Genomic DNA, 25,779 nt, shown 5'->3' on the forward strand with positions numbered 1-25,779 from the left:
ACGTTATATTTTAGGATATGGGTTATTTTAAATACACACGGAGATATGGATGAATAAAGTAATTCTAAAAGGATTTATCATAGTCCCGACGGCTGATTTGTCTGCGGTTAAGAAAGCGCTAATAAGTCATAAAGAGTTAACGCGTAATGAACCAGGATGCTTGATGTTTAACGTCACTCAATCTGAAATTAACCTTAACCGTTTCGATGTGTATGAAGAATTCATTAATAAGGCTGCGTTTGATCAGCACCAAGCTAGGGTTAAAAACTCAGCGTGGGGCAAGGCTGCCGCTAATGTAGAAAGACATTATGAGATACTTGAGTAAGTTATAATCGGTTAACAATATGTCAGTGAATACAGAGAAAGGAGATTCTGGTGGCAACCCTGCGGGCGTGGTGCTTAATGCCGATAAGCTATCAGATGCGCAAAAGCTAAAGGTAGCGCAAGCGGTTGGCTATTCTGAAACGGCCTTTGTGTCGAATGATGAAGTCGATTTTGAGGTGTCTTTTTTACCACCACCAATGACTATATTTTTGAACAAGGCAGGGCGATGAATTGTGCGTCGATTATCACAGCATCTGTTGGTTTCAGGACGCTAAGATAACCAGTGTTAAAGTGGGTGGCGTCGCGAATAAAATCGGTTCGATGAATGGCTATGATGTAGTCATTTTTATTGTGCTGAATCATTTATAAAAAAACCTATTTATAAGGAACTGTAAATGTCACTTGAGTCTGCGATTACATTTTTTATCGCGATATTTATTTTTGGTATCACACCTGGACCGGGTGTATTTGCGATCTTGGCGCGAGCCATGGTCGATGGCCCCAAAAAATGTATCATGCTCGCAATGGGGATGATTGGTAGTGATGTGCTTTATCTAATATTGGCCTGTTTGGGTCTTGCTACCATTGCTGAGAACTGGTCCGAAGTATTCACCGCTATTCGTTATTTAGGCGCCAGTTATCTGATTTATCTTGGTTATAAAATGCTGAAAGCCTTACCTCAGATTAAAAGTGACATTCAAGCTGAAACAACAGCGCAGAAAGAAAAAGCAATGTTAGCGAGTTTTACTCAAGGTTTTTTAATTTCAGCCTCAAACCCGAAAGTGATCTTGTTTTATATTTCATTTTTGCCAACGTTTATCGATCTGACCGTACTAACGGCGCAAGATATTGCGTTAGTATCCGTCTTGTCATCGATTGCCTTGATGTCTGGGTTGATGTTGATCGCTTTAGGTGCGAGTCGAATGGCTGGAATGCTAAAGACACCAGCGGCACATCAGCGATTAAACCGAGGTGCTGGTAGTATTATGATCGCAGCAGGTGCGTATTTGGCGATAAGTAAGTAATATTAAGTTTATCTGTAGCCACAAAAGAAAACACGATGAAAATTCTAGCTTTGGTATTTGATGATTATGAAACGTTGGATTTACATGGGCCAATTGAGATGCTTGGGCATATGGTAAATGTAGAAATAAAACTCGTTGGTTCTAAATATATAACGAGAAGCTATCAAGGACCAAGAGTTGTTACGGATGTTAATTTAGATACTGTGACTCCATGTGATCTGCTTATTATTCCTGGTGGTTTAGGTACTCGAAAGCTGGTCGAAGATCAGACGTTGATGATCTGGTTACAAAAACAGGAAAAAGTGTCCGCAAAGGTGTTTTCTATTTGTACTGGTTCTGCTTTATTGGCTCAAGCGGGCATATTGGACGGGAGCCAAGCGACGACAAACAAGATGGCTTATAATTGGGTGACGAGCTTATCAAATAAAGTGCATTGGCAGCCTAGTGCTCGTTGGGTTGATGATGGTAAGTTTTTGACTTCTTCAGGTGTCTCTGCGGGTACTGATGCCGCACTTTTTTATATACAGCACCTCAAAGGAAAGTCTGAGGCTAAACGTATTGAACATTTGACTGAGTATCAGTGGAATGACGATGCGAATAATGACCCTTATGCCGTTATGATCTGAAATTATTTAATCTTGTCTGTTTTGTTTGAGCAGTAATCCACCTATGATGATTAATATCATATTTTTTTATCTACCTTTTCTTCTAAAGTGAAAATTTCCTTGTTCTCTATGGATGCTAGGATTAGTGTAATGATAATTATTTTCATTTGCTGGTCGGGTTTTTGGCTGGGCAGTACAATTGATATCAGGTGAAGTGAATTATGGATACAAATTTAAAGTTTAAAGTTAATCATTGGATTAAAAGCGATCCCGATCCCCGTACTCGACAGGAATTGCAGGCGCTTCTTGATATCAATAATGAAGCTGAGTTGCAGCAACGATTTTCGGGACGGCTCGCATTTGGTACTGCTGGGCTTAGAGGTATTGTTGCCGCTGGTCCTATGAGAATGAATCGCTTAGTAGTACAACAAACTTCTGCGGGTTTAGGTGCATACCTTAAACAACAGGTAAAAGATATTGAGACTCGAGGTGTTGTCATTGGATACGATGGCCGCCATGATTCAAAGCAGTTTGCCCACGATGCTGCAGGTGTACTCGCTGCAATGGGAATTAAAGTTTATTTGACCAGTAAGGTAGCGCCGACACCGTTAGTTGCATTTGGGGTAACTCACCTTAATGCCGCTGCGGGTATTGTCGTAACTGCTAGCCATAATCCGCCTCAGTATAATGGGTATAAGGTATATTGGGGTAACGGTACACAGATCATTCCGCCTCATGATTCAGGAATCGCAGCATGTATAGATAAGGCAGCAACAGAAAGTATTCGTTTACTGACACTTGAAGCCGCGTGTGCTGAAGGTCGACTTATTATGCTGGAGGATGATTACTATCAAAGCTACCGCCAAGGGATAAAGGATGCAGCTGTGCTGCAGAATCATACCCGGCCAGAGTTAGTGAGCCTATCCTATACTGCCATGCATGGTGTTGGCGCCGAAATGGCCGAAACAGTGCTTAACGATGCAGGGATATCTCAGGTTTATTCAGTGGCGTTGCAGCGAGAGCCTGATGGAGACTTTCCGACAGTCAATTTCCCTAATCCTGAAGAGAAAGGTGCGATGGATCTTGTTATTGCCGAGGCGCAGAAGCATGATGCAACGCTGGCTTGTGCTAACGATCCTGATGCAGATAGGTTTGCTGTGGCTGTGCGTACAGAGACTGGTAAGTATCAGATGCTCACTGGCGATCAGGTCGGCGTATTATTGGGTCATTACCTCATGAATCACGCAAGTGAACATAATCGTTTAACCTGCACAACTATTGTTTCCTCTAGTCTATTATCGAAAGTAGCAGCTAGCCTAGGTGCTACTTGTTTGACAACCCTGACTGGTTTTAAGTGGTTAACGAATGTGGCTATGGCTGAGCAAAGTGATGATAACCAGTGTTTGTTTGCCTATGAAGAAGCCTTAGGTTATATGGTTGGCTCTATGGTATGGGATAAAGATGGTTTATCTGCACTTGTGGCATTTGCCCTGTTAACGGCAGAGTTGGCTAGCCAAGGACAGACTGTTTGGGATCGGTTAGAAGAGATTTATCGTGAGCATGGGTTTCACTTAAACACTCAGGTGAGTATAGCCCTTCAACCGACGACGCCGAACATTGGGGATTGTCTGCGTAAAGATCTACCGACAGAGATTGCTAATAAACAGGTTTTGAGTACGGATGATATTAGCAGCGGTCTACGAATCTTTAAAGATGGCTCTACAGAGTCAATTGATTTACCTGCTAGTGATGTGCTTATCTTCAAGTTAGCAGGTGGCTCGCGCGTTATTGTTAGGCCGTCAGGCACTGAACCTAAAATCAAATGTTATTATGAAGTGGTCGAAACCATGACCGCTGAAGATAGTTTAGATAGTGTTCAGGCTCGAGCTCAGGCCGAGATGGATGCCTTTATTTTGGTTCATCAGGCATCATTGCCTCAGTAAGTCGATTTTATTATTATGATTTTGCGCACTAATTTGGTGCGCTTAGCTATTTCAAGCACTACTATCGTCCTTTAAAACCTTATTTCAAAGTACTAAAATTTACTGTAACCCTTATTTTCACGTATTTTAAATACATTTTCCTTGTGATCTACGCCTACTTCCCCCAAAACTATAGACTTGGCTGAATTTTTGCTTTATCTATATATAAATGAATATGAATATGCGTAAACAAGGATGAACATATGCAGAAGCTAAAACAAATACCCAAGTGGGTTAAAACGACATGTCCTTATTGCGGTACCGGTTGTGGTGTCGAAGCGCAAGTAAATCAAGATAACTCCGTTACTATTCGTGGTGATGAATCACACCCAACCAATTTAGGTAATCTTTGCTCTAAAGGATTAACGCTAGCCGATACCCTAGTCCCAGAAGGACGTCTTACCGAATGTTATATTCGTGGCCAAGCGCAGAGTATGGAAACCACATTAAGCTATGTTGCATCATCGTTTAACAAAGTGATTGCCGAGCACGGCCCTGATGCTGTAGCCTTTTATGTATCGGGTCAGTTACTTACCGAAGATTACTATATTGCCAACAAATTGATGAAAGGTTTCATCGGCAGCAGTAATATTGATTCTAATTCACGTCTGTGCATGTCTTCTGCTGTTGTCGCTCATAAACGAGCCTTTGGTGAAGATGCAGTACCTGCCTGTTATGCCGATATTGAAGAAGCTGAACATATTTGTTTAGTGGGCTCGAATCTCGCTTGGTGTCATCCCATTTTATTCCGCCGTATTAAACAGGCGAAAATGGCAAATCCGAATTTGAAAATAACTGTCATCGACCCGCGTCGCACGGACACCTGTGATATAGCGAGTTTGCATTTAGCTATTCGACCGGGTACGGATGTCGCACTTTACAATGGTTTGTTAGAATTTCTTGATCAAGAAAATGCATGTGACCTCAATTATATCGCTCAACATACCGAAGGTTTTGAAGAAGCACTCGCGTCTGCTTATCAATCAACACCAAGTTGGGCTGAACTGGCTGAATTCTGTAATCTTGAACTCGATATTATGATGGCTTTTTTCCGTCGTTTTACTGATATTGATAAAACCTTGACGCTATTTAGTCAAGGTGTCAATCAGTCGACCAGTGGTACGAACAAAGTAAATGCAATTATTAACTGTCACTTAGCGACAGGCCGTGTTGGTAAACCGGGCGCTAGTCCATTTTCTGTGACCGGTCAGCCTAATGCCATGGGTGGCCGTGAAGTGGGTGGCCTTGCCAGTATGCTAGCCGCGCACATGGATTTTACCCCAGAAAGTCATGCACTGGTGAGTGAATTCTGGCATACCGATAAATTGGCGACAAATACTGGTGCCAAAGCTATTGATATGTTTGACCAAGTGCACGAAGGCAAGATTAAAGCAATTTGGATTATGGGTACCAATCCTGTTGTAAGCTTACCGGATTCTGACAAAATTCAGCAGGCGTTATTAAATTGCCCGCTGGTGGTTGTCTCTGATTGTATTGCTAAATCAGATACCATCGCCTGTGCCGATGTATTGTTACCTGCGCAGGGGTGGGGTGAAAAAACCGGTACCGTGACTAACTCAGAACGCTGTATATCGCGTCAACGTGGTTTCTTACCGAGTGTGGGTGAAGCAAAAGCCGATTGGTGGTTATTAGCTGAGGTAGCCAAACGCATGGGGTTTGGTAAAGCATTTAGTTTTGACAGCGAAGCAGACGTATTTTCTGAATATGCGCAGATGACCGGATTTAAACAAGAAACTTTACCGCGAGGTTTAGATATCGCGGTATTAGCAGAACAAGATTATCAAGAGCACCAGCCTATGCAGTGGCCAATACATGGTGACGAGTCACAAGCGCGATTATTCACTGATGGCCAGTTTTCAACACCGTCTGGTAAAGCTAATTTCATCTCGCTTTATTACAGATCAGCGGCAAGCGAAGTCTGTAAAGATTATCCAATGATTTTAAATACGGGTCGTAACCGTGACCAATGGCACAGCATGAGCCGAACAGGGTTAGCAACAAAACTTAACGGTCATATGCCTGAACCGTTATTGTCGATTAACCCACAAGATCTCACCGAACGCGGTCTTGTTGACGGTAGCTTAGTTGCGGTTGAAAGTTTACAAGGTAAGCTTCTAGTACGTACACATGCCACGGTGAGCCAAAACCCTGGTGAGTTATTTCTACCGATTCATTGGAGTCGTCAAAACGCTAGTGCAGGTGCTATTTCTAGTTTAGTAGCTGGACATACCGATCCGTTATCTGGACAACCGGAAAACAAGTATACTCCCGTGAGCGTCAGTGCGTGGTCACATTCATCTCGTGCTGCGTTATGGAGTCAACGTCGTTTACAAGTTGCTAAGATATTACCTATGGTGGATTATTGGGTTGAGCGTCGTTTAGAGCAAGGTTTCTTATATTATCTTGCGAGTGTTGCTGAGCCTGCGACTTTCTTTCAGCAATTAAAATTAGCCTTGTATAATGGCTATATGACCAAGCAAGTTGATTATAACAATGCAGCCGAACAGAAATACCGTTTTGCTATGAGCTTTCAGGACAATTTGGATGTCAGCTTAATGGTAACCCCTGCTAATGATGTTGATGATGATTCTTGGTTAACCAGCTTAACCATGTTAACGCCGGATGTCGGTTTACGTGCAACGCTAAAAGGAGAAGCGGAAACCCCGTCAAGTCGTATGATATGTGCATGTCATCAAGTGACGGAGAATGACATTATTAAAGCCGTCGAATCAGGCGCTGATACTGTTGAAGCTGTTGGCGGTTGCAGCAAAGCGGGGACCGGGTGTGGTTCTTGTATTCCCGAAATTAAACGGGTAATGGCAAGTTGTGAAATTGCCATTACCCTGGTGAGTTAATTCATTGCTAAGAGATTTAACTCATCGGATTAGTGGCTTACTGGCAGTATATAAAGGTAAATTGTCACAAAGTGGCAAGCGCTACCGAGTAACACGAATATGTGCCAAATAGCGTGGTTATACGGAATACGTTTATTGGCATAGAAGATTGCGCCAATTGAATAAGCAAGTCCACCGGCAATCAGCCAATACAGTGCGCCGGTGGCGAGTTTACCTAATAATTCATCGCCAGAAAAAACAATTAACCAACCCATAATAAGATAGAAAAACAGCGATACCTTCTTAAATCGTTCAGCCCAATAGATTTTAGCTATGATACCAAATATCGCCATTGACCAGACCACAGCAAAGATACTCCAGCCTAATACACCACGCAATTCAATGAGTAATAGTGGAGTGTAAGTCCCAGCTATTAGCAAGAAAATAGCGCAATGGTCGAGAGTTTTTAATTTTGCTTTAGTCGCTGGAACCGTTGCATAATGGTAAGCACTTGATGCAAAAAATAATAAAAACATCGAGATGCCATAAATACTAAAACTGGTAATACGCCAAGGATCAGCTTGTTGTATTGAGGGTACTAATAGTACGATAAGCGCGACGATACTCAGTAATGCACCGATGATATGAGACCAAGTGTTCGCGGCTTCTTCTTTTACACTATAAGGGGCGGCTACCGTACCTATATTCGTTATTATTGGTGTAGCACTGTCTGGCATACATCATCCTCGTTTAGTTGTTCTACCATTTAGACGTACAAGTGTACGCTTAAAGTATTTTAATTTAAAGGCAATAAATTCATTCTATTTTTTTAAAATATTATAAAATGATTTTTTATAATATTAAGGACTATTATCAATGCTATACCCAAGTTACTTCTCTGATGCTATACCAGAGACGAGCAAGGCAGCCGAACGAAGGTATCCTCGACTTCAAGCCTTGAATATTTTCTCCATTCGATTTGCTGATTTTGTATTTTGAAGTAGCTTGGGTATATATAATTGTACTTTTATTTTAAAATGAAGGTTTTAGATAGTTCGATCATTGATATCACAGAAAATAGCAGAGAATAATTATGACAGCATTGAAATTGACATCGAAAATAGTCGTGTGGGGCTTATTGATTGCAGGCGTTGTTGCTGTCATAGGCCACTTTTATTGGTCAAGACCTCTGCAAAACTATCCTGTACTTGAGATCCAAATACAAACATCACTACAAAATAGTGTGAAGGAAAGCTCTTCGCTGGCTCAATTTAGCGGGCAAACTTGGACGGCTAATGATAGTGGGGACGGTGCTAATTTATATCAAATAGATGAGAAAACAGGGAAGGTTATTAAACAGGTCTATGTCAATGACGTCATCAGCTATGACTGGGAATCGTTAGCGCAAGATTCCGGTAATCTATTTGTTATGGATTGCGGTAACAACCAGGGAACCCGTGACAGTCGCACCATTATTAACATAGATACTGACGCACTTATGACAGCGGAGGACGGTTCAAGTATTGCTGCGATTAACACCACTCGTTTTTCAATGGCGGATAAACCTGAAGAAGCGTTAACCATGTATATGCATGATTATGATTGTGAGGCGTCGGCTGTGGTTGATGAAGAACTGTGGGTCTTAAGCAAAAATTGGACGAACTTTCAAAGTCGCTTGTATCGTCTAGATTTAATTGAAATTACTAGCGGTACAGCAAGTGATAAGGTAATCCCAGTGATTCCAGACCAAACACTGAATGTGGACGGGTTGATAACAGCGGCAGATTATAATGCTGACACAGGTCAGCTGGTTTTACTTGGTTATGATAGCAATATGATTTACAAACATCCCTTCATTTGGATTATTCCTGTTGAAAATAAAGACTTGAATTGGGATGTTGCAAAGCGCTTTAACCTTACGCCTTACGGACAATGGGAAAGTATTCTTTGGCAAGGCGAACAGCAATTATTACTGACGGCTGAAGCTAGTTGGGGGAGTACTGGACGTGTTGGTATTGTGACATTAAGTGCGTTAACAGTATTAGATTAATATCGCGTAAAAGAGTATTCTACTAGCGAAAATTACCAATTTGAGTGCGATATATTAGCGGACATACCACTACTATCGAGGTATAATCCTGCTGTTGATAGCGTGCTCAGCGATTTAATGATTAGCTAGGCGCAGTATGCAAAACGATTTAAAAAATAACTTACAAGATTGTTTACCAGACGATTTACACAATAAGCATCACTATCAAGATTTGATTCGTATTTTTAACCACACATTTTCAAGCGAATTTAATACTCAATTAGTCAAAGGTGATGATGAGCCCATATACATGCCGATGAATACTAATTTTGAACAATATGTAAGTTGTGATCATCACCGTATTATTTTTGCCCATGGCTTTTTTTCCAGTGGCATGCACGAAATTTCGCATTGGTTAGTGGCGGGATTAGCACGTCATCAATTGGTGGATTTTGGTTACTGGTATATTGCTGATGGTCGTAATGCGCAGCAGCAAGCTGAATTTGAAAAAGTAGAAATTGTGCCACAGGCGATTGAATGGATTATTTGTGTTGCTGCAGGTGCTAAGTATCGTGTCAGTGTAGATAACTTATCTGATATTGTTATTGACCGATTGGCTTTTCAGCACAAGATCCATAAGCAAGTACAAATCTATTTAGAAAAAGGCTTATCAACGCGCACGCAAGCTTTGGTTAGTGCACTAAAAGCGTTTTACAAGACCAAACCGCTGACATTAGCAGATTTTGATTATCGAGGTATGTATGAATGCTAAGCCATTTAAACTGGGAATTATTGTTAATCCAGTTGCCGGTGTTGGTGGTAGTGTTGCACTAAAAGGTAGTGATAATGTTGCCTTGCAAGCGCTTAGTTTAGGTGCTATTCCACAAGCGAATAATCGTATGTTACAAGCATTAGGCCAGTTTTCTGAGCTTGCTCAGCGTTTTACCGTTGTGACTGCGGGTGGCGAAATGGGCGAGCGCTGCAGTTTAGAACTAGGGTTTAATGTTGAAGTTGCTTATAGACCTAAAAATGATGTCACAACCGAGCAAGATACCTATGCGGCAGTTGATGCATTATTAACGCAAGGTATTGATTTGTTATTGTTTGCTGGTGGAGATGGTACCGCGCGTAATATTTGCGCCACCATTAACGATACCGTCCCTGTATTAGGCGTGCCAGCGGGCTGTAAAATCCATTCTGGTGTTTATGGTGTGACCCCTAAAGCTGCAGGTTGTGTTGTACGTCGACTGATCTTAGGCGAACTTGTTACCTTGGCTGACGCTGATGTCATGGATATTGACGAAGTCGCATTTCGTCAAGGTACAGTTAAAGCGAAACGTTATGGCGAGATGATGGTGCCGTCTGATTTACGGTATGTACAAAGCGTGAAAATGGGTGGTATTGAGTCGGATGAATTAGTGCTAACAGACATAGCTGCCGATGTAATGGCAGATATGGAAGATGAATATTATATTATGGGTTCCGGATCAACGGTGGCATTCACCATGGCTGAACTGGGACTGGATAATACTTTATTAGGTGTTGATGTTGTGCATCAGCATAAATTGATCGCTTCGGACCAAACGGCTGCGCAGTTAATCGCGTTGACGGAAGACAAACCCTGCAAATTAGTGATCACCTTAATTGGTGGTCAGGGCCATATTTTTGGACGTGGAAATCAACAACTGTCGCCGCAGTTGATTAAACAAATCGGCAAAGAAAATATTATTGTGCTGGCAACCAAAACGAAGCTGTCGGCATTAGCAGGGCGTCCCTTAATTGTAGACACAGGGGATGCTGAATTAGACCAAGCATTATCAGGTTTTATTCGTGTAACTACAGGTTATCGTGATTACATCATGTATCGTGTCGCCAACCCAGAGTATGAGGAATAATCATTGTCTAAAGCTACTTATCAAAGCAAGCTAATGGAAAAGCTTGATGGATTTGTAGAACAAGGAACGTCGGATCAACTATTTGCGGCTGAATATTTGCATGGCCACGTCACTTTCGCAACAGCGAAGTGCGAAAATATAGGTAAAATCTATCCCCACGACATTAAATTTCAGGTCGTGAACAGTTTGCGAGATGCACTTGTTGCTAATGAGTTAACCCCTCAGAAACAAGAGCTGGTACTTAGCATGTGGGATGCGATCAATAAACATTGATATTCGATAACATGATTATTAATAGCTACCCTCGTTAATTTTGTACTATAAATTAATGTTGTTTGTCAGTTAAAACCAGCGATTATATTGCTGGTTTTTTTTCGTCTGTTATTTGCCGTAATTAAGATTACATCTTTTAATAAAGTGCCAACTTGATATCCATGTAAATTTAATTTATTTGCTCTGCTTAACGTTCAAGCCATACCTTAGTATGATCTAGATCTGATAAATATAAATATTTTTATAAAAATGAAACTTAATTTAAATATTAGTTTTTCACAATAATGTTATTTATTAACAATGACTTATTCAAAACCATAAAATTAATGATACGAAATTCTGAATGGTAGTGAATCCCTTTAACTTGGCGTCTTATGTTTCATTTTCTTCTTATTGTGATTATTAATGCTAAATTTTCAATTTAAACTTCCCATTTAATTCCATTACGCCTGTTAGTTTGATGAATAACACTATCAGATTCAATCTGGTTGTACCTGTTATTTTTTTGCGTTATAACTTTCCTGCACTCAAATCGAGACAGGTTGTCACCATCGGGTGCGTTGTTTTGCGATAACTCAAAAATAAAGGATTAGATATGTTAAAAAAAACTCGGACTTTACTCCCTATCTTAGTTGGAGCCTTGTGTTTCATCGTCGCACCTGTTCAAGCTGATACCTCGGGTAAAACCAAATATCCGGTGGTATTAGTACATGGACTGGCGGGATTTGATAGTGTGTTAGCAGATTATTTTTATGGTGTGAAGGGGGCATTAGCAGATGTTGGCGCGACTGAAGTATATACACCACAAGTCAGTGGTTATGATACCAGCGAAGTACGTGGCGAACAATTACTCAGTTATTTAGAGGAACTGAGTGCTATTACTGGCGCGGATAAATTTAACTTAATTGGTCACTCTCAAGGTGGGATTGATTCACGTTATGTTGCCTCTGTTCGACCAAGCCTTGTGGCTTCGGTTACCTCTGTTGGTTCTCCACATCGTGGTTCTGGTACTGCCGATTTAATTAAAGACTCACCATTAGAAGGTCCAGCGATGGCCATTGGTAATGCTGTCGCAAGCTTGTTATCTATTGTAACTGGTAATAATGCTCAGCAAGCCAATGCGATGGGTTCACTCGAAGCCTTGAATTCTAAAGATGCGGCTATTTTCAATGCCAAATACCCTGAAGGTTTAAGACAAGGCGAGTGCAAAGCGACGCCAAGTTATAATGCTGGTTCGTGGTGGTGGCCAAACTGGATTTATGATTACTCAGTCAATGACGGCGATCATAACGTGAATGGTGTTTCTTATTATTCATGGACTGGGACATACAACCCACTATTCAACTCAAATGTAATTGACCTTGCTGATGGTTTACTTGCTGTTACCTATTTAACGATTGATGAAGCCAATGATGGGCTTGTAGGTCGTTGTTCGACACATTTAGGCAAAGTAATCCGTGATGATTATACCATGAACCATGCAGATGAAATCAATGGTATGTTTGGTCTACGTGGTTTAGGTAGTACAAGTCCATTACCGTTATATGCTGCACATGCTAAGCGTTTAACGAGCGCAGGCCTGTAGCCAACTTATCTTTAATAAAAGACTAAGCGCTGTAAATATATTGCAGTGCTTAGTTGCATAGGACGCTTGTTATGTCATTAAAACCAAACGCACTTCTTGTCGTCACTATATTATCTTGTGGTATTGCCATTGTTGGTGGTAGCGCATTATTTCTATCGGAAGGTGATGCTAACTCGATTGCCATAGAGCCTGCCCCAACGTTAGAGCCTCATCAAGAGATTTATCCATTATCAACAGAGAAAATTAACGCGCTAGTTAATGTGACAAGAGATAGTTCGGCTCAGGAACTAGATTCTCAACCAGTACAAGTAATACCTTTGTTATTACCAAGCTCATTATTAGGCTCAACGCTACCATTAACACTTGATGTTAATGAGAGTGGGGAACTGATCATTAATCAAAAAATTCAGCATTTATTCGACTTTTACCTATCTGCTATGGGTGAGGAAAGTTTAGACATTATAGTTACACGCATTAAACACAGCCTTACATCACAACTCGTTGAACCTGCACTGACACAAGGCGTGGAGATATTAACGGGTTATTTACAGTACCTTAATGAAGTTTCGGCAATTAAGCAGCAGTTTGAACAGGATATTGACCCAAATAATACGGGTGAGTATGCATTAGAAAATGTTGTTCAAGCCCGTGAAATGGTACTTGATGCCAGGGCGAGTTATCTTGATAGTGATGTGATTGATGCATTTTTTGGTCAAGCTGATGAGTACGAAGATTACATGTTAAGTCTGGCTATGATTAATAAAAACAATGAATTAGATACTGCCGAAAAGCAATTAGCAAAAGAAGAACTCGATGCTGCGGCACCTGAGTGGTTATTGGCGCAACAGCGTAATGCAAATCAACTAAACACATATCGAGATCAATATAAGACGCTGCAAGAACAAGGGGCGAGTCAGACTGAATTGCAAGACTTCACTCAACAGTCATTTTCACCCGAAGTGGCTGACCGATTAGCGAAGCTTGATGAAAAGCGTCAGCAGTGGCAAGTCAAGCTAGACGAATACAGAGAGCAACTTGCTGTAATTATTAGCGCTACTCATAATAACGACAATGATAGCGCTAGTGAGCAACAACAGCGGGAAATTACACAATTGCGGGAGGTTTACTTTACCCCCCAAGAAATTAAACGCGTTAGTGCATTAGATGGAATCAAGCCCACTGCGTTGTAATACCACCATAGAACGGCCTGATAATTGATAGTGATCATTTACATTCAGAGCGGCTAATTGAATCGAACTGGTATCACAAACACGATGCCAAATTGGCGGTACATTAGGCAGTTTAAAGTCGACTGGAGTATCGACTTGATTGAATAATAATAATAATTCATCGCCTTCAGTGCCTAGACCTAGATGTAACCCCATACAGGTTTGGTGCTCCCAGTCATGTTGTTGCATGGTACTACCATCACTGCAGTACCAATGAATACGGTGGCCATTACGGCCATCACCCGTAAACGCATTAATGAACGGTAGCATGTACTGCTTGCGTACTTTGATCATCTTGCTTAACCAATCTTGGAAATCTTGTTTTACCTCGTCCATGTCCCAGTTTAGCCAGCTGATCTCATTATCTTGGCAGTAGGAATTATTGTTCCCGTCTTGTGTATGAGAAACTGTATCGGCTGCTAATATATGTGGAATACCAAAACTAAACATTAACGTGGTGATCAGATTACGCTTTTGTTTTTCACGAAAAGCGATAACAGCTAAATCATTTGTTTTACCTTCAATACCGCAATTGTATGAGCGATTGTCACCATGACCATCGCGGTTGTTTTCACCGTTGGCGTTATTATGTTTATCGTTATAAGACACTAAATCTTGCAGAGTAAATCCATCATGATAAGCGATATAATTTACCGGGAGTTTGTGTGGCCAACGTCCACCACTAAAGAAGTGGCGAGAGCCCATGATCCGCGTCGCGAAATCTTTTAGATAACCGTTATCACCTCGCCAAAAACTTCGCACTGTATCACGGAATTTATCATTGCATTCATTCCAGCCATCTGGGAAATACCCTAGCTGATAACCGTCAGGACCAATGTCCCACGGCTCGGCGATAAGTTTTGTCGGTTGTAAAATAGGATCTTGCGCAACAGCGTGGAAAAATGGTGCTTGTTGATTGAAACGGTCGCCATTACGGCCAAGTGTCGCGGCTAAATCAAAACGGAAGCCATCAATATGATATTCAGTTACCCAATAACGTAGACTATCCATGACTAAATTAAGGCTGGCTTGGTGGGTTAGATCCAAGCTATTACCACAACCCGTGTAGTTTCTCAGGCCGTTTTCATCACGTAAATAATAACGGTGGTCCAAGGCTTTAAGATTGAATATCGGCCCATCTTTGCCACCTTCTGCGGTGTGGTTGAATACCACGTCCAAGATCACCTCGATGCCGTGTTTATGTAACTCTCTGATCACCGTTTTTAATTCGATTACAGCATCTTTGCTAGCAAAGCGAGGGTCTGGCGCCATAAAGGCTAGGGTGCTATAACCCCAATAATTGACACCTTGCTGGTTTAATAAGTGCGGTTCGTGCATACAAACTGCAACAGGTAATAGTTGTACGCTAGTGATACCTTGTTGTTTTAATAATGTGATATTGGCCGGGTCGGCGAGCGCTTGGTAAGTTCCAGGATCTGCTGAGGTAATAGCGGGGTTTAATTGAGTGAATCCTTTGATATGCGTTTCTAGCAATAATGTCTCTGCTAGGGGCACATCTGGCTGGGGGACACCTTGCCAATCAAACGCGTTGTCGATGACAATCGCTTTGGTTAGAAGCCAACTTTTTTCAGCATCATAAGGAGGCTGATAATAAGGCGCGTTGCTGACTGCTTTTGCATAAGGGTCGAGTAATAGCCAGTCTTTCCCGTCAATATTGGCTGAGAATCCATACTCTTGTCCCGCGGTGACACCTGGGATAAATATATGGTGAATATCCGCATATTTTTTTTCGATAGTGAAACTACGTTGTGTTTTGTCATTAAACAATACCAATTGCAAATTGCGGCAGTCTGGTGCGTATATTGCGAAGTTACAGCCTTGCTTTGTTAAAGTGTTGGCTGGTTGTAAGTGTGCACCAAGGGGATAAGGTTTTGACATAAATCACTCAGTTTGTTAGCTAGGTCACATTTATAGATTAGCTTTATCTTATGTAATTCAGGGTGTTAAAAGGAGCTTCTACACGAATAAACATGATCGAGTTAACATTATATTTTAACTTTCCGGTTAAAAAGATGTCAACGGCCAATAAAAATGCCTGTGAGTTAAAACTTACAGGCATTTTAGTATGTAGGGATGAATTACTTTTGACTCATTAGCGCTTGTTATGTTGCGTAGCGATGTCTTTTTTCGTGATGAAGCCATCGCCGTTAGTGTCTAATTTATCAAAGTATTGATTCATTTCCTCTTTTGATATTTTACCGTCATTGTTGATGTCTATTTTCTTGAACATCATGCCTTTATGATGTTTACCACGTTTTGGTCGCTCATCTTTGGTAATGAAGCCGTCACCATTTTTATCTAATTTATCAAAGTATTGATTCATTTCCTCTTTTGAAATTTTACCGTCATTGTTGGTGTCTATTTTCTTGAACATCATGCCTTTATGATGTTTACCACGTTTTGGTAGTTCATCTTTGGTAATGAAGCCGTCGCCATTTTTGTCTAATTTATCAAAGTATTGATTCATTTCCTCTTTTGAAATTTTACCGTCATTATTGGTGTCCATTTTTTTGAACATCATGCCTTTATGATGCTTACCACGTTTTGGTAGTTCATCTTTGGTAATGAAGCCGTCGCTATTTTTATCTAATTTATCAAAGTTCTCGGCTATACGACCGGTTGCTTCTTCACGGGAAATTTTACCATCGTTGTTGGTGTCCATTTGTTCAAAAGACAGATGATGACGCTGATTGTTATCGCTATTTGAATTTGCATAGGCAAACGTTGTGGTTGTCATCGCTGTTAATAAGGCGGCGGTAATAAAGAATGTCTTTTTCATCATAATCTCACTTTGTTGCTTGTTGTTAGTATTAAGCAGATTAACTCTGTGTGAGTTAATCTGTTGATGGGGTAACTATAAGCAACAAATGCGCAGGAATTATGGAGAAAATATGGAGATTAATCGTAATTTAAAAAAGTATGGATAATCACAAGGTAAACCTATAACCAACCCCATAAATTGATTTGATGTATTCACCGTCTGGATTTGCATCTTGTAGCTTTTTACGTAAATTTTTAATGTGGCTGTCAATGGTACGATCGGTGACTAGGCGATTATCGGCATAAATTTTTTGCATGAGTTGGTCACGGTTAAATACTTGCCCTGGATGCTGATTAAAGAAACTCAGTAAGCGAAATTCCGCGGGCGTTAATGTTAACTCTTGCTCATTAAATGCGACTTTCATTTGTTGATCATTAATAACCAAGCCATTCTGTTGTGGTGTAGCAGCCTCTACAGTGCGACGTAATACATTTTTGATACGGGCTACTACTTCACGTGGACTATATGGTTTACAAATGTAATCGTCAGCGCCGAGTTCCAGTCCCAATAATCTGTCTATTTCATCCACACGAGCAGTTGCCATAACGACTGGAACTTGACTAAAAGTACGTAATTCACGATAAATATCTAAACCGTCACGATTAGGCAGCATCAAATCAAGGATCAGTAAGTCAGGACTTTCTTGTTTTACCCAGTCAATAACCTCGAGGCCGTTATCAATGATGTGGGTTTGAAATCCTGCTTGGGCTAGGTATTCACATAATACGATAGCAAGGGAAGGTTCATCTTCAACCATAAGTATTTTTTTTGCTAAGTTGGTCATGGGTTAATTGTCCTTAATCGGAAGTGATATCGCTATTTTTAAGCCGCCAAGTTCGGAATGCTGTGCACTGATATGACCGTTATGCCTTTTGACGATGTTTTCACAAATGGATAAACCTAAGCCGGAACCGCCATTGGCACGACTGCGGGATTTATCAACGCGGTACAAGCGTTCAAATAGCTTTGGTAATGCTGCGTCAGGTACAGCGGGTGCACTATCTTCAATGGTTAATAATATGTTGTCGTTGGTTTGTTGTAAGTTGATTTGTATGTGCCCATTTTGATCTGTGTAGCGATAGCTGTTTTCGAGTAGGTTACCGATAAGCTGAGCCAATGATTTGGCATCGGCATGTAATAACATCGGTTGATGGTGATCATATAAACGTTGTATTGCAATATGCTTGTCAGCTAAACGAACTTCGTTTTGATTGGCGATATTGTTAATGATATTAGTGATATCGACATTGTGTGATTTATCGATAAGGACGCCAGTGTCAGACTGTGATAGTGAATATAAATCATCCACTAGACGGGTTAGGGCAATGACTTGATTATGTAATGACTTAATATATTTAGGTTCCGGTTTACGGAGCCCGTCTTCAATGGCTTCTATTTCACTGAGTAAGACGGCAATCGGTGTACGCAGTTCATGAGAAATATCGGCGAGCCATTGTTCTCGCGATAATTTCTGACTCTTTAAGGTGGTGGTCAATAAATTAAATGCGAGTGATAGTTCGGCGAGTTCATCTTTACCGCGCACGTCAATTTGATAATCAAAATTACCATTAGACAGTGATTTAGCTGCCGAGTGTAAATTTTTTAACGGTTTTAAAAAATGACGAACTAATAACGCAGCAACGATAAAGGAAAATAAAGCGGCCCAAGCGGCAATCCAATAAAAGTTGTCCAGTTGTTGCCTTAAAAAACGTTCGGCTAAATGACCTTTAATGTGTTCTCTTTGTTGAATAGATAACCAACCAATGGTTTGCTTATCTTTGGTGACCGCAACCTTAGTAATTTGTATATTTGAATGTAAACGATGAAAATTCTTAGGGTCGCCGATAATCGTGTTGCCATTTACATCGAGCAAATGAAGGCGAACTTCAAGTTGGTTGTAATTTGTTCTGGTTTTTCTGGATGTCATTTTAGAGACGTCTTTTGGTCTGCTGGGATGCTCACCAATGCTCCTTAATAGTCTTCTCCATAATTTGGGCTGCTGCTGTAACCTGCGCCAGCCTTGATCCTCTGAATAATAATCATTGATATTCTCAGATATATTTTCAGCCATATTTTCAATGCGTTCAATTTCGCTCTGATTCAGATAACTTTGAAAACCATTTTGAAAGCTATTGTTAATCAACAATGCCATGCCAATCATCATAATTGAACTAATGAGCATTAAAGAGATAAACAATTTATGAAAAATGGTTAAACGCATTTAAGTGACCTTTGAATGAATAAATCTATTTCATTATATGTGGTTGTGACTGATTATGGAAAATTAAATAGTAGGTTGGGACAGAGGAGACTGTTTTTCGTTATCTAAACTGAAATGAATTTTGGCGATAAATAAAAACCACCACCAATTAATATTGTGTGGTGGTTTTTGCTGGAGCATTACTTTTGGAATTAAATTAACGTGCTGTTAGCACCGCTATAGTATTGCAACTTCAATAGGCGTCTCTTGTATTGTTTCCTCATAATAGCTGGTTGTGTCTTCCTGAGTTAAGTTAATCACCTCGATTAATAATTTATGTTGATGACTTAGCAGGTAGATTGAACCTGAATATGCACAGTTTTCTGAATACACTTGCAGGACTCTACTGCCGTTTTCAGGATCGAATTTATGCCCTGAGACTTTATTATATTGTGTGTATATATTGATATGACAAGCGCTACCACCCTGTGATGTTATCGTTAATTGCTGCGATTTAGCTGCAGTGAATTTTTGTGTTATTGGTGCCACTATATCCTGTAATTTGAGGTCATCATTCTCGGTGGAAATGAAACCATCATCGTCAGATAGTAACTCTAGTTTAGGACCATCGACTGCAGGAGTGGCAACATTCCCTGTGGGGGTACTTACATTTCCCGTTGGAGTGTCGCTTCCACTATCACTACAAGCAGAAATAAAGGCAATATTACAAATAATCAGTGTTTTAATAAATTTCATGATCTGTTCCTAATCGACGATTTTATGGAAATCGGGGTTATCAAACCAAAACTCGTTATTGACGCCATCACTGATGATGTAGTTATTGAACTCTGGATAGGCGCAAGAAATATCTGTTTCTTCGAGTGGTGCTTTCCATTCTGTATTACCAATCTCAGTAGCCCAAGGTAAATTGGTTGAGGTTCTGAATGTGGTAGTCGGTGGATTTGAGTCATCATCACCAAGTCCGAAGTAAGCACTGTTACCTAAATCCGTGAGAGGTTTATCTGGTAAATGAATCTCTAAATCACGTCCAATTTGCCCACTAAAGAAATCATTTCTGGAACTATTTTCGGCCCCAAATATAAAGGGGTTCAGTGGCATTGCTGGCATGCTAGCAACATCAATTGGACTATTTAATGGGATATTGATTTCGAATGTAAAGATACTCGTGTTGCCCATACAAGCAGGTTCGGTATTAAAGAAGAACTCTCCGCAAGTGGAAGTGAATTCTGTTTTTAAGTTATCAGAAATAACAACGACAGCATCAGTCTGGCCCGCTTCTAAAACACCATCGGTAGACGCTGATACAGAGTTAAAACTGGCTCGTAATAAGTCTTGATCAACATTACTACGTAGTATTCCGGGTAAGTGGACTGCAAAACCGTTGGAATATGAGGCACCATAATTGACGAGTTCACCTTCTATATCGATACGAGAAACTTCACCGTTTTTAACGGTCTGCACTACTCGATAAAAAATAACGACATCGTTAAAATCATAGTCACCTTGTTCTGGCCAGCGATCCTCGTAAGCCAGAGTTACATACTCATCTTCACCTGGGTAATAAATACTGGTGGTATTACCATCTGCAACGGCAACCGGATAATCTTCGACTTCACCATTTGTGTAACCACCACTACTGGCTATATTATCTTGATCTCCGACACGGAATCGCGCCCAGGTATTACCGATTACTGCGGTTGCTGGTACGGTGAAAGCGAGATTATGTGAATCTGAATCTAACTGCAAACTATTAAATACATGCTCGTCGGCATCATCAAAGTCGCCATCTTGATTCCAATCAAACCAACCATTGAAATAGGCACTTGCTTGACTACCATTGATCGTTGCATTGATTTGAGCATCTAGACCTGTAATAAGTGAGGTTTGAAATAGAATACCATCTTCATCTGCAAGGTTATCTGCATCATCTGTACTGGGTGCTACGTTAGCATCACCCTCAGCATCAACAAGGTCACCAAGTATATAGTTGTTGTAGTCAATGAGATGCCTTGCACCATTTACCGCTAAGCTTGTTCCATATGATTCGGGGGCATCACCATAATCTGTACTCGTTGATACAACGGCTGCTTCTGAACAACGAGCGCCGTCATTACTGTTACTTGCTGAGGCTTTAGCAAAATACACGGATGCGCCAGTAATATTGTCTGGATCTGTAATGTCAGTCCGGTAAATATTACCGTCATTATTACGAAGGAAATAGAGATAACCAGCAGAGTCGAAATAAGCTGCACCAAATGCGCTACGCGGGGATTTAAATCCTGTGTAGGCTACATTGGTTGCAACACCTGTTGTTGGGTCAATACGGTATAAGTTACCCGTTCTACCTTCTACTCCGTATATCTTTCCATCGATAGGGTGGAATGCAAAGTCAGCAATTCGAATGCTTTTATTCGACCCCACTACTTTTGTCAATGTGAGGTAGTCAGGCGCACTACTGTCTAGATTCGTGTAATAAAGGCCAAGGTAGCGGCGATAGAAGTAGAACTTGTTATCTTTTATATCCCCCACAAAAAAGTTATTGTTTGGTGGATTAGTAAAGTTTAAAACGGTTGCTTTAAAATCGCTATCAAATTTGACTATTGCTAGTTGATGACGGTCAAAACCATAGATATATTTATCTGTGTTATTGAAGGCAATCGCATTAATCGAATCAGAGCCCAAGCCATCATCGGTTTGTAGCGTTGTGATTAAACCTGAACTCAGGTCTACAGATTTATAATGTGTTTTTCCATGTTTGTATTGGGATAAAAATGCTTCAGTCGGGCAACTAGCAAAAGGCGCCGAGATAGCATTTAAGCTATAAAGGCAGGTAGACATTAATAATAGTGTCTTGTACTGACATGTTTTCATAAGCAGTCCCTTGATTGCGAAGTATTAAAGTAAATATTATTGGTACCTTGTTATCGCATATCTCGTGCCATCTTTTTTGTACTTTAAAAACATAGATTTATTTTTTTGTTGTTTTTCATTTGTTAAATTAATCGCATTTTGAGAATTTATTTTCGCAAAATGCAATTTTAATTCGCAGTTTGCAAAGAACACAATTGCTTTGCTGATTTTTTCCATTTGCTTGTTAGCCAACGTGATAAGCTTGGTTATCGTGTGATTGAAAAGTTCATTTATAAAACCAGTATTAATTTATTAATCATTCAGTTTGCAGCTTAGATCACATTTATTAAATGAGTTGCATTTTATGTAACTCAGAGCGCTAATATAGCGATTTAGACGATTAAACATGATCCAGTTAACAGTGTCCTTTATGTGATGATTTTAAAATCATGTAAATACGCCCTGCTTTGGTGATCTCCCTCATAAAAATAGGCCATTTATTTTTTTCTCAGCCTTTTTCATCCTCCTTAAATTAACGAGAGGTGGAGGAGGTCAGTTATTTGAAAATTCTTTAGTATGAATTTGTCTTCTGAGCCAATCCTATCCTGGTCACGGCTCGAAAAATGAAACCAAACTCATTCAAGGATTTAGATTATATGAAAAACTTAAATCGTGTTGCGATTGCTGTATCAGCAGCCTTACTTTCTTCTGCAGCTGGCGCTGTTGATTTTAATGGCTACATGCGAGCTGGTACTGGTATTAGTGGTAATAATGGCGAAAATATTAGTTTTGAAAAAAACAAAATTGGTCGTTTAGGTAATGAAAATGATCTTTATGCTGAGTTTGGTTTCCGTCAAGAGTTACCAGAAATAACCGGAATGGAAGAGCAAACTTGGATTGTTGACGCAATGATCGCGCAGGGCAATTTGGGTAATAATGGTTGGGAAGACGGTGACTTCAACGTGGCTCAATTTAACGTACAAGCGACGGGACTGATTGCGAGCGATAAAGAAGCAACGATGTGGGCGGGTAAACGCTATTACCAACGTAAAGATATTCATATTACTGATTTTTACTACTTAAATACCTCTGCGGGTGCTGGTGGCGGTATTGAAAACTTAACTGTAGGTCCTGGTAAATTGTCTGCAGCTTGGATGCTCGATGAAGGTAGCCAAAAAAGTTCGAATGGCTTACCTCAAGACCACTCATGGTCTAATGATTCTAAGGTAAATGGTAATATTTTTGATGTTCGTTATTCTGGCCTTGAATTATGGAGTGGTGCAAATTTAGAAGTCGCTGCGATTTATAATTTTGCCAATAAAAAAGCAGAACAAACTCTAGAGGCTGATGATGGCGTGATGTTAACGGCTATTTTACAGCAGGGCTTAAGCAACGGTTTTAACCAAACTGTATTGCAATATGGCACCAGTTCTTATGGTGCTCAAATGTCTGACTTAGGCAGTGGTGCTTGGTTTGACCGTTCAGGAAAACAAAACGATGCGACGGGTTACCGCGTGATTAACTGGGGTGTGGTTAGTTTTGGCGATAAGATCGAAGTGGGTCACCAATTAATGTATGCAAACTCTACTGATGTAGGCTTGGTCAAAGAAGAACATGAACTGCTCAGTGCTGTGGTACGTCCGATGTACAAATGGAATCAGAACATGAAAACCATTTTGGAATTAGGTGTGTTCTCTGAATCACAAGGTTCTACAGATAAAGGTGGCAGTAAAGCAACCATTGCACAAGCATGGTCAATGGGGGAAGGTTTCTGGGCTCGACCTGAATTGCGCGTATTCGCGTCATACATCACAGATGATGAAGGGACGACTTTGGGATCAAGTAAAGGCGATAGCGACTATACTATAGGTATGCAAGTTGAAGCTTGGTTCTAATACCTCGCGTATAGCTGGCATAAGTAGAAAGCAAGATAGTTAAAAAGGGGACGCATTTTTGTTTGCAGCAAAAACCCCGAATTATAAGAATGCCTGACAGTGAAAGCTGTTAGGCATTTTTTTGTCATATTGATGTCATGATATGAAGAACAACTTGTTGTAAAACGAGCCTCGTCGTCCTTTAAAACGTTTGCCGTTTACGGTAAGCACTCAGTTTTAATATTTTTCCGCTGCTGGTGAGTTACTTTAATTTGAAGTAACAGATCGAACTGATTAGCTCCTTGCTAAGACCTGATAGTGAAGATGCTGAAGTCATGGATACTTGGGCGCGAGTCGTGTTTTCCTCGGTGACTTGATTGACATCGTTAACATTGGTCTGGATCTCATCAAGTGTGTTAGTTTGCAGTAATGACGCGGCCGATGTCTCTTTGGCAATGTCTTTAATTTGGTTAACGGACATATTAATTTCATCTATCACGTTGCCAGCATTCGATACATGCTCCACACTTTCCAGTGATTTGGTATGACTGTTATTGATGGTTGATACGGCGGCAAGGGTACTCTTCTTAAGCGTTTCCAGTGTTAATTGGATTTCAGCGGTAGCATCTTGAGTCCGTTTCGCTAAATTTCTGACTTCATCAGCAACTACTGCAAAGCCACGACCTTGCTCACCAGCACGAGCCGCTTCAATGGCTGCATTTAACGCCAGGAGGTTGGTTTGTTCGGCAATGCTTTTGATGACCTCAAGAATACTGGTAATGCTGTCGGCTTCGGTATCCAGTTGCTGAATGGCAGAGACTGAATTTTCAATTTCGCCTGCTAAATTTTCAATAGACGCAATGGTTTCATTGACGATTGTTTTCCCTTTTTTGGCCGATTCAATCGCATTATCTGATTTATTCAGTGCGTCATCTGCATGTTCAGACACTTGTGTTGAAACGGAATAAAGCGCGTCGACGGAACTAGAAAGCTTGGTCATTTGTGAATGCTGGAATTCTGCTTCATTAATCCTTTGCTTGTTGTCACTGAGCAGGCCATCGGTCGACTCGTTTAAATTGTTAGCGAGTAACGTGACAGACTTAAAAACATTATTCAGGTTGTCAGTCATGCTGAATACCGATCTTTTTATTTCACTAATTTCGTCCAAATCGTCTCCAGTTTCGAGCGTTCGACTAAGGTCACCCTTGGCGAGGCAATGTGTCACTGACACAATGGATTGTAAATCTCTCTTCAGTTTTCGAAGCATTAAGAAGGACATAATAATAACGATAAAGAAGATGCTGATTGCTAGAATCGTAGATTGAATAACAATTTTATTTTGAGCTGTAATAATTTTTTCTGACCGTATGCTGACTAATTCGTCATGCATCAGATTGATAGCTTCAATGGTTTTAACAACTGGTGGAAAAGCGAGGTTAGCCGCCTTCTCTGCTTTTTTTCGGACGACGAACGTTGCCTTGGTTAGCCAAACATTGGTTAATGTTGCTAGTGATGAATTAAGGTGTTCTGCTCGCTCTACAAGTTGGTCCCGAGTATAAAATACGCCGTCGTCCTGACTGAGTTTCAGTACCGAATTCCATTCACTTTCAAGCGTGGTGTCCGCAGTCAATAAACTGGCTACGTAATCTTTAATCAGCGTTTCAACTTTAGTGGTGGCTTCTTCTAGCTGTGCTTGTTCCACTGCTCTTGCTGAGAACTTCATGCCCATATTTTCTGAAAATTCATAGGCTTTTAGAATGTCTTTCCATTTATTGTTAATGTTTGAATAAAATTGCCTAATTTCAGAATCTAAGACGATGTTTTCAACCACGGCTCGACTATTGACGATGAGATTGACAGAAATAAACAGCAATGAACACAGTAAAACAATGACAAGGCTTGATATTTTAAATGATAGCGTTAAGTTTTTAAATAAATTCAAGCTAAGTACCTGCTGTCTAATAAATTCTGTTGAAAAGGTGATTGAGGCATAAGTTTTTGATAAACATCTCAGTTTGCATAAACTTTATAAACCGTGTGTCACGGATGGGGTAAATAGAAGTGCTTTCACCATAATTGCTTGGTTGAATAATACTTTCACCCATTCATTTCACATTTATACAACATATTGCCAACATTTGTTATTACCCTTTGGAAGTATCTGTTTTTGTTCGCTGGTTTATCTGAACG

General features: G+C 40.4%; 22 protein-coding genes. 13 read left to right on the top strand and 9 right to left on the bottom strand.

Annotation, left to right across the window (positions count from 1 at the left end; genetic code table 11):
- Positions 1–49 precede the first annotated feature (49 nt).
- From HWV02_RS05655 to HWV02_RS05680, 6 genes are all read left to right on the top strand, one after another.
- Entirely contained in the window at positions 50–325 is a 276-nt protein-coding gene (locus HWV02_RS05655) for a putative quinol monooxygenase (RefSeq protein WP_211674479.1), read from the top strand.
- A gap of 19 nt (positions 326–344) precedes the next feature.
- Complete coding sequence (locus HWV02_RS05660) at positions 345–554, top strand: PhzF family phenazine biosynthesis protein (protein ID WP_211678882.1); 210 nt, start codon at positions 345–347, stop codon at positions 552–554.
- A gap of 165 nt (positions 555–719) precedes the next feature.
- A complete protein-coding gene (locus tag HWV02_RS05665) occupies positions 720–1,349 on the top strand; it encodes a LysE family translocator (protein ID WP_211678883.1) in 630 nt (209 codons plus the stop codon).
- Between the two features lie 35 nt (positions 1,350–1,384).
- Positions 1,385–1,975 carry a DJ-1/PfpI family protein gene (locus HWV02_RS05670; protein WP_211689900.1) on the top strand — a complete coding sequence of 197 codons (591 nt, stop codon included), beginning with the start codon at positions 1,385–1,387 and terminating at the stop codon, positions 1,973–1,975.
- A gap of 200 nt (positions 1,976–2,175) precedes the next feature.
- On the top strand, positions 2,176–3,897 hold the full coding sequence (locus HWV02_RS05675) for a phospho-sugar mutase (protein ID WP_211689901.1): 1,722 nt from the start codon (positions 2,176–2,178) through the stop codon (positions 3,895–3,897).
- Between the two features lie 242 nt (positions 3,898–4,139).
- Positions 4,140–6,812 (top strand): nitrate reductase, encoded by a 2,673-nt coding sequence (locus tag HWV02_RS05680; protein ID WP_211689902.1) that lies wholly within the window; start codon positions 4,140–4,142, stop codon positions 6,810–6,812.
- 29 nt (positions 6,813–6,841) lie between these two features.
- On the opposite strand, the gene HWV02_RS05685 is transcribed toward HWV02_RS05680, so the two are convergent.
- The gene (locus tag HWV02_RS05685; protein ID WP_211689903.1) at positions 6,842–7,528 is read right to left on the bottom strand and encodes a hemolysin III family protein; all 687 of its coding nucleotides are present in this window, start codon (positions 7,526–7,528) and stop codon (positions 6,842–6,844) included.
- Positions 7,529–7,884: 356 nt separating this feature from the next.
- On the opposite strand from HWV02_RS05685, the gene HWV02_RS05690 reads away from it, so the two are divergent.
- The 6 genes from HWV02_RS05690 (at position 7,885) to HWV02_RS05715 (ending at position 13,763) form a co-directional block, all read left to right on the top strand.
- Entirely contained in the window at positions 7,885–8,841 is a 957-nt protein-coding gene (locus HWV02_RS05690) for a hypothetical protein (RefSeq protein WP_211689904.1), read from the top strand.
- 136 nt (positions 8,842–8,977) lie between these two features.
- The gene (locus HWV02_RS05695) at positions 8,978–9,592 is read left to right on the top strand and encodes an elongation factor P hydroxylase (RefSeq protein WP_211689905.1); all 615 of its coding nucleotides are present in this window, start codon (positions 8,978–8,980) and stop codon (positions 9,590–9,592) included.
- Positions 9,582–10,715, top strand: a complete 1,134-nt coding sequence (locus tag HWV02_RS05700; protein WP_211678889.1) for an ATP-NAD kinase family protein — start codon at positions 9,582–9,584, stop codon at positions 10,713–10,715. The genes HWV02_RS05695 and HWV02_RS05700 overlap by 11 nt, the downstream gene beginning before the upstream one ends.
- Positions 10,716–10,718: 3 nt before the next feature.
- Complete coding sequence (locus HWV02_RS05705) at positions 10,719–10,988, top strand: YfcL family protein (RefSeq protein ID WP_198438012.1); 270 nt, start codon at positions 10,719–10,721, stop codon at positions 10,986–10,988.
- 595 nt (positions 10,989–11,583) lie between these two features.
- Positions 11,584–12,573, top strand: a complete 990-nt coding sequence (locus tag HWV02_RS05710; protein ID WP_211689906.1) for a triacylglycerol lipase — start codon at positions 11,584–11,586, stop codon at positions 12,571–12,573.
- A gap of 71 nt (positions 12,574–12,644) precedes the next feature.
- Positions 12,645–13,763 carry a lipase secretion chaperone gene (locus HWV02_RS05715; RefSeq protein ID WP_211689907.1) on the top strand — a complete coding sequence of 373 codons (1,119 nt, stop codon included), beginning with the start codon at positions 12,645–12,647 and terminating at the stop codon, positions 13,761–13,763.
- On the opposite strand, the gene glgX is transcribed toward HWV02_RS05715, so the two are convergent.
- From glgX to HWV02_RS05750, 7 genes are all read right to left on the bottom strand, one after another.
- Entirely contained in the window at positions 13,734–15,701 is a 1,968-nt protein-coding gene (gene glgX / locus HWV02_RS05720; protein WP_211689908.1) for a glycogen debranching protein GlgX, read from the bottom strand. The two genes, HWV02_RS05715 and glgX, sit on opposite strands and share 30 nt — an antisense overlap.
- A gap of 214 nt (positions 15,702–15,915) precedes the next feature.
- Entirely contained in the window at positions 15,916–16,605 is a 690-nt protein-coding gene (locus tag HWV02_RS05725; protein WP_211689909.1) for an EF-hand domain-containing protein, read from the bottom strand.
- A gap of 145 nt (positions 16,606–16,750) precedes the next feature.
- Complete coding sequence (locus HWV02_RS05730) at positions 16,751–17,428, bottom strand: response regulator (RefSeq protein WP_211689910.1); 678 nt, start codon at positions 17,426–17,428, stop codon at positions 16,751–16,753.
- Positions 17,429–17,431: 3 nt separating this feature from the next.
- Positions 17,432–18,865, bottom strand: a complete 1,434-nt coding sequence (locus tag HWV02_RS05735) for an ATP-binding protein (protein WP_211689911.1) — start codon at positions 18,863–18,865, stop codon at positions 17,432–17,434.
- Between the two features lie 216 nt (positions 18,866–19,081).
- Positions 19,082–19,600, bottom strand: a complete 519-nt coding sequence (locus tag HWV02_RS05740; RefSeq protein ID WP_211689912.1) for a hypothetical protein — start codon at positions 19,598–19,600, stop codon at positions 19,082–19,084.
- A gap of 9 nt (positions 19,601–19,609) precedes the next feature.
- A complete protein-coding gene (locus HWV02_RS05745; protein ID WP_255550602.1) occupies positions 19,610–21,736 on the bottom strand; it encodes an LruC domain-containing protein in 2,127 nt (708 codons plus the stop codon).
- Positions 21,737–21,772: 36 nt separating this feature from the next.
- Complete coding sequence (locus tag HWV02_RS05750) at positions 21,773–21,952, bottom strand: hypothetical protein (RefSeq protein WP_211689913.1); 180 nt, start codon at positions 21,950–21,952, stop codon at positions 21,773–21,775.
- Between the two features lie 419 nt (positions 21,953–22,371).
- On the opposite strand from HWV02_RS05750, the gene lamB reads away from it, so the two are divergent.
- A complete protein-coding gene (lamB, locus tag HWV02_RS05755) occupies positions 22,372–23,610 on the top strand; it encodes a maltoporin LamB (RefSeq protein ID WP_211689914.1) in 1,239 nt (412 codons plus the stop codon).
- A 241-nt stretch (positions 23,611–23,851) separates the two neighbouring features.
- Here lamB and HWV02_RS05760 read toward each other — a convergent pair whose 3' ends face one another.
- Positions 23,852–25,531, bottom strand: coding sequence for a methyl-accepting chemotaxis protein (locus HWV02_RS05760; RefSeq protein WP_211689915.1), 1,680 nt, complete (start codon positions 25,529–25,531; stop codon positions 23,852–23,854).
- Between the last annotated feature and the right edge of the window lie 248 nt (positions 25,532–25,779).

Origin of the sequence: Moritella sp. 28, from assembly GCF_018219435.1 — a bacterium.
Classification (GTDB): domain Bacteria; phylum Pseudomonadota; class Gammaproteobacteria; order Enterobacterales; family Moritellaceae; genus Moritella.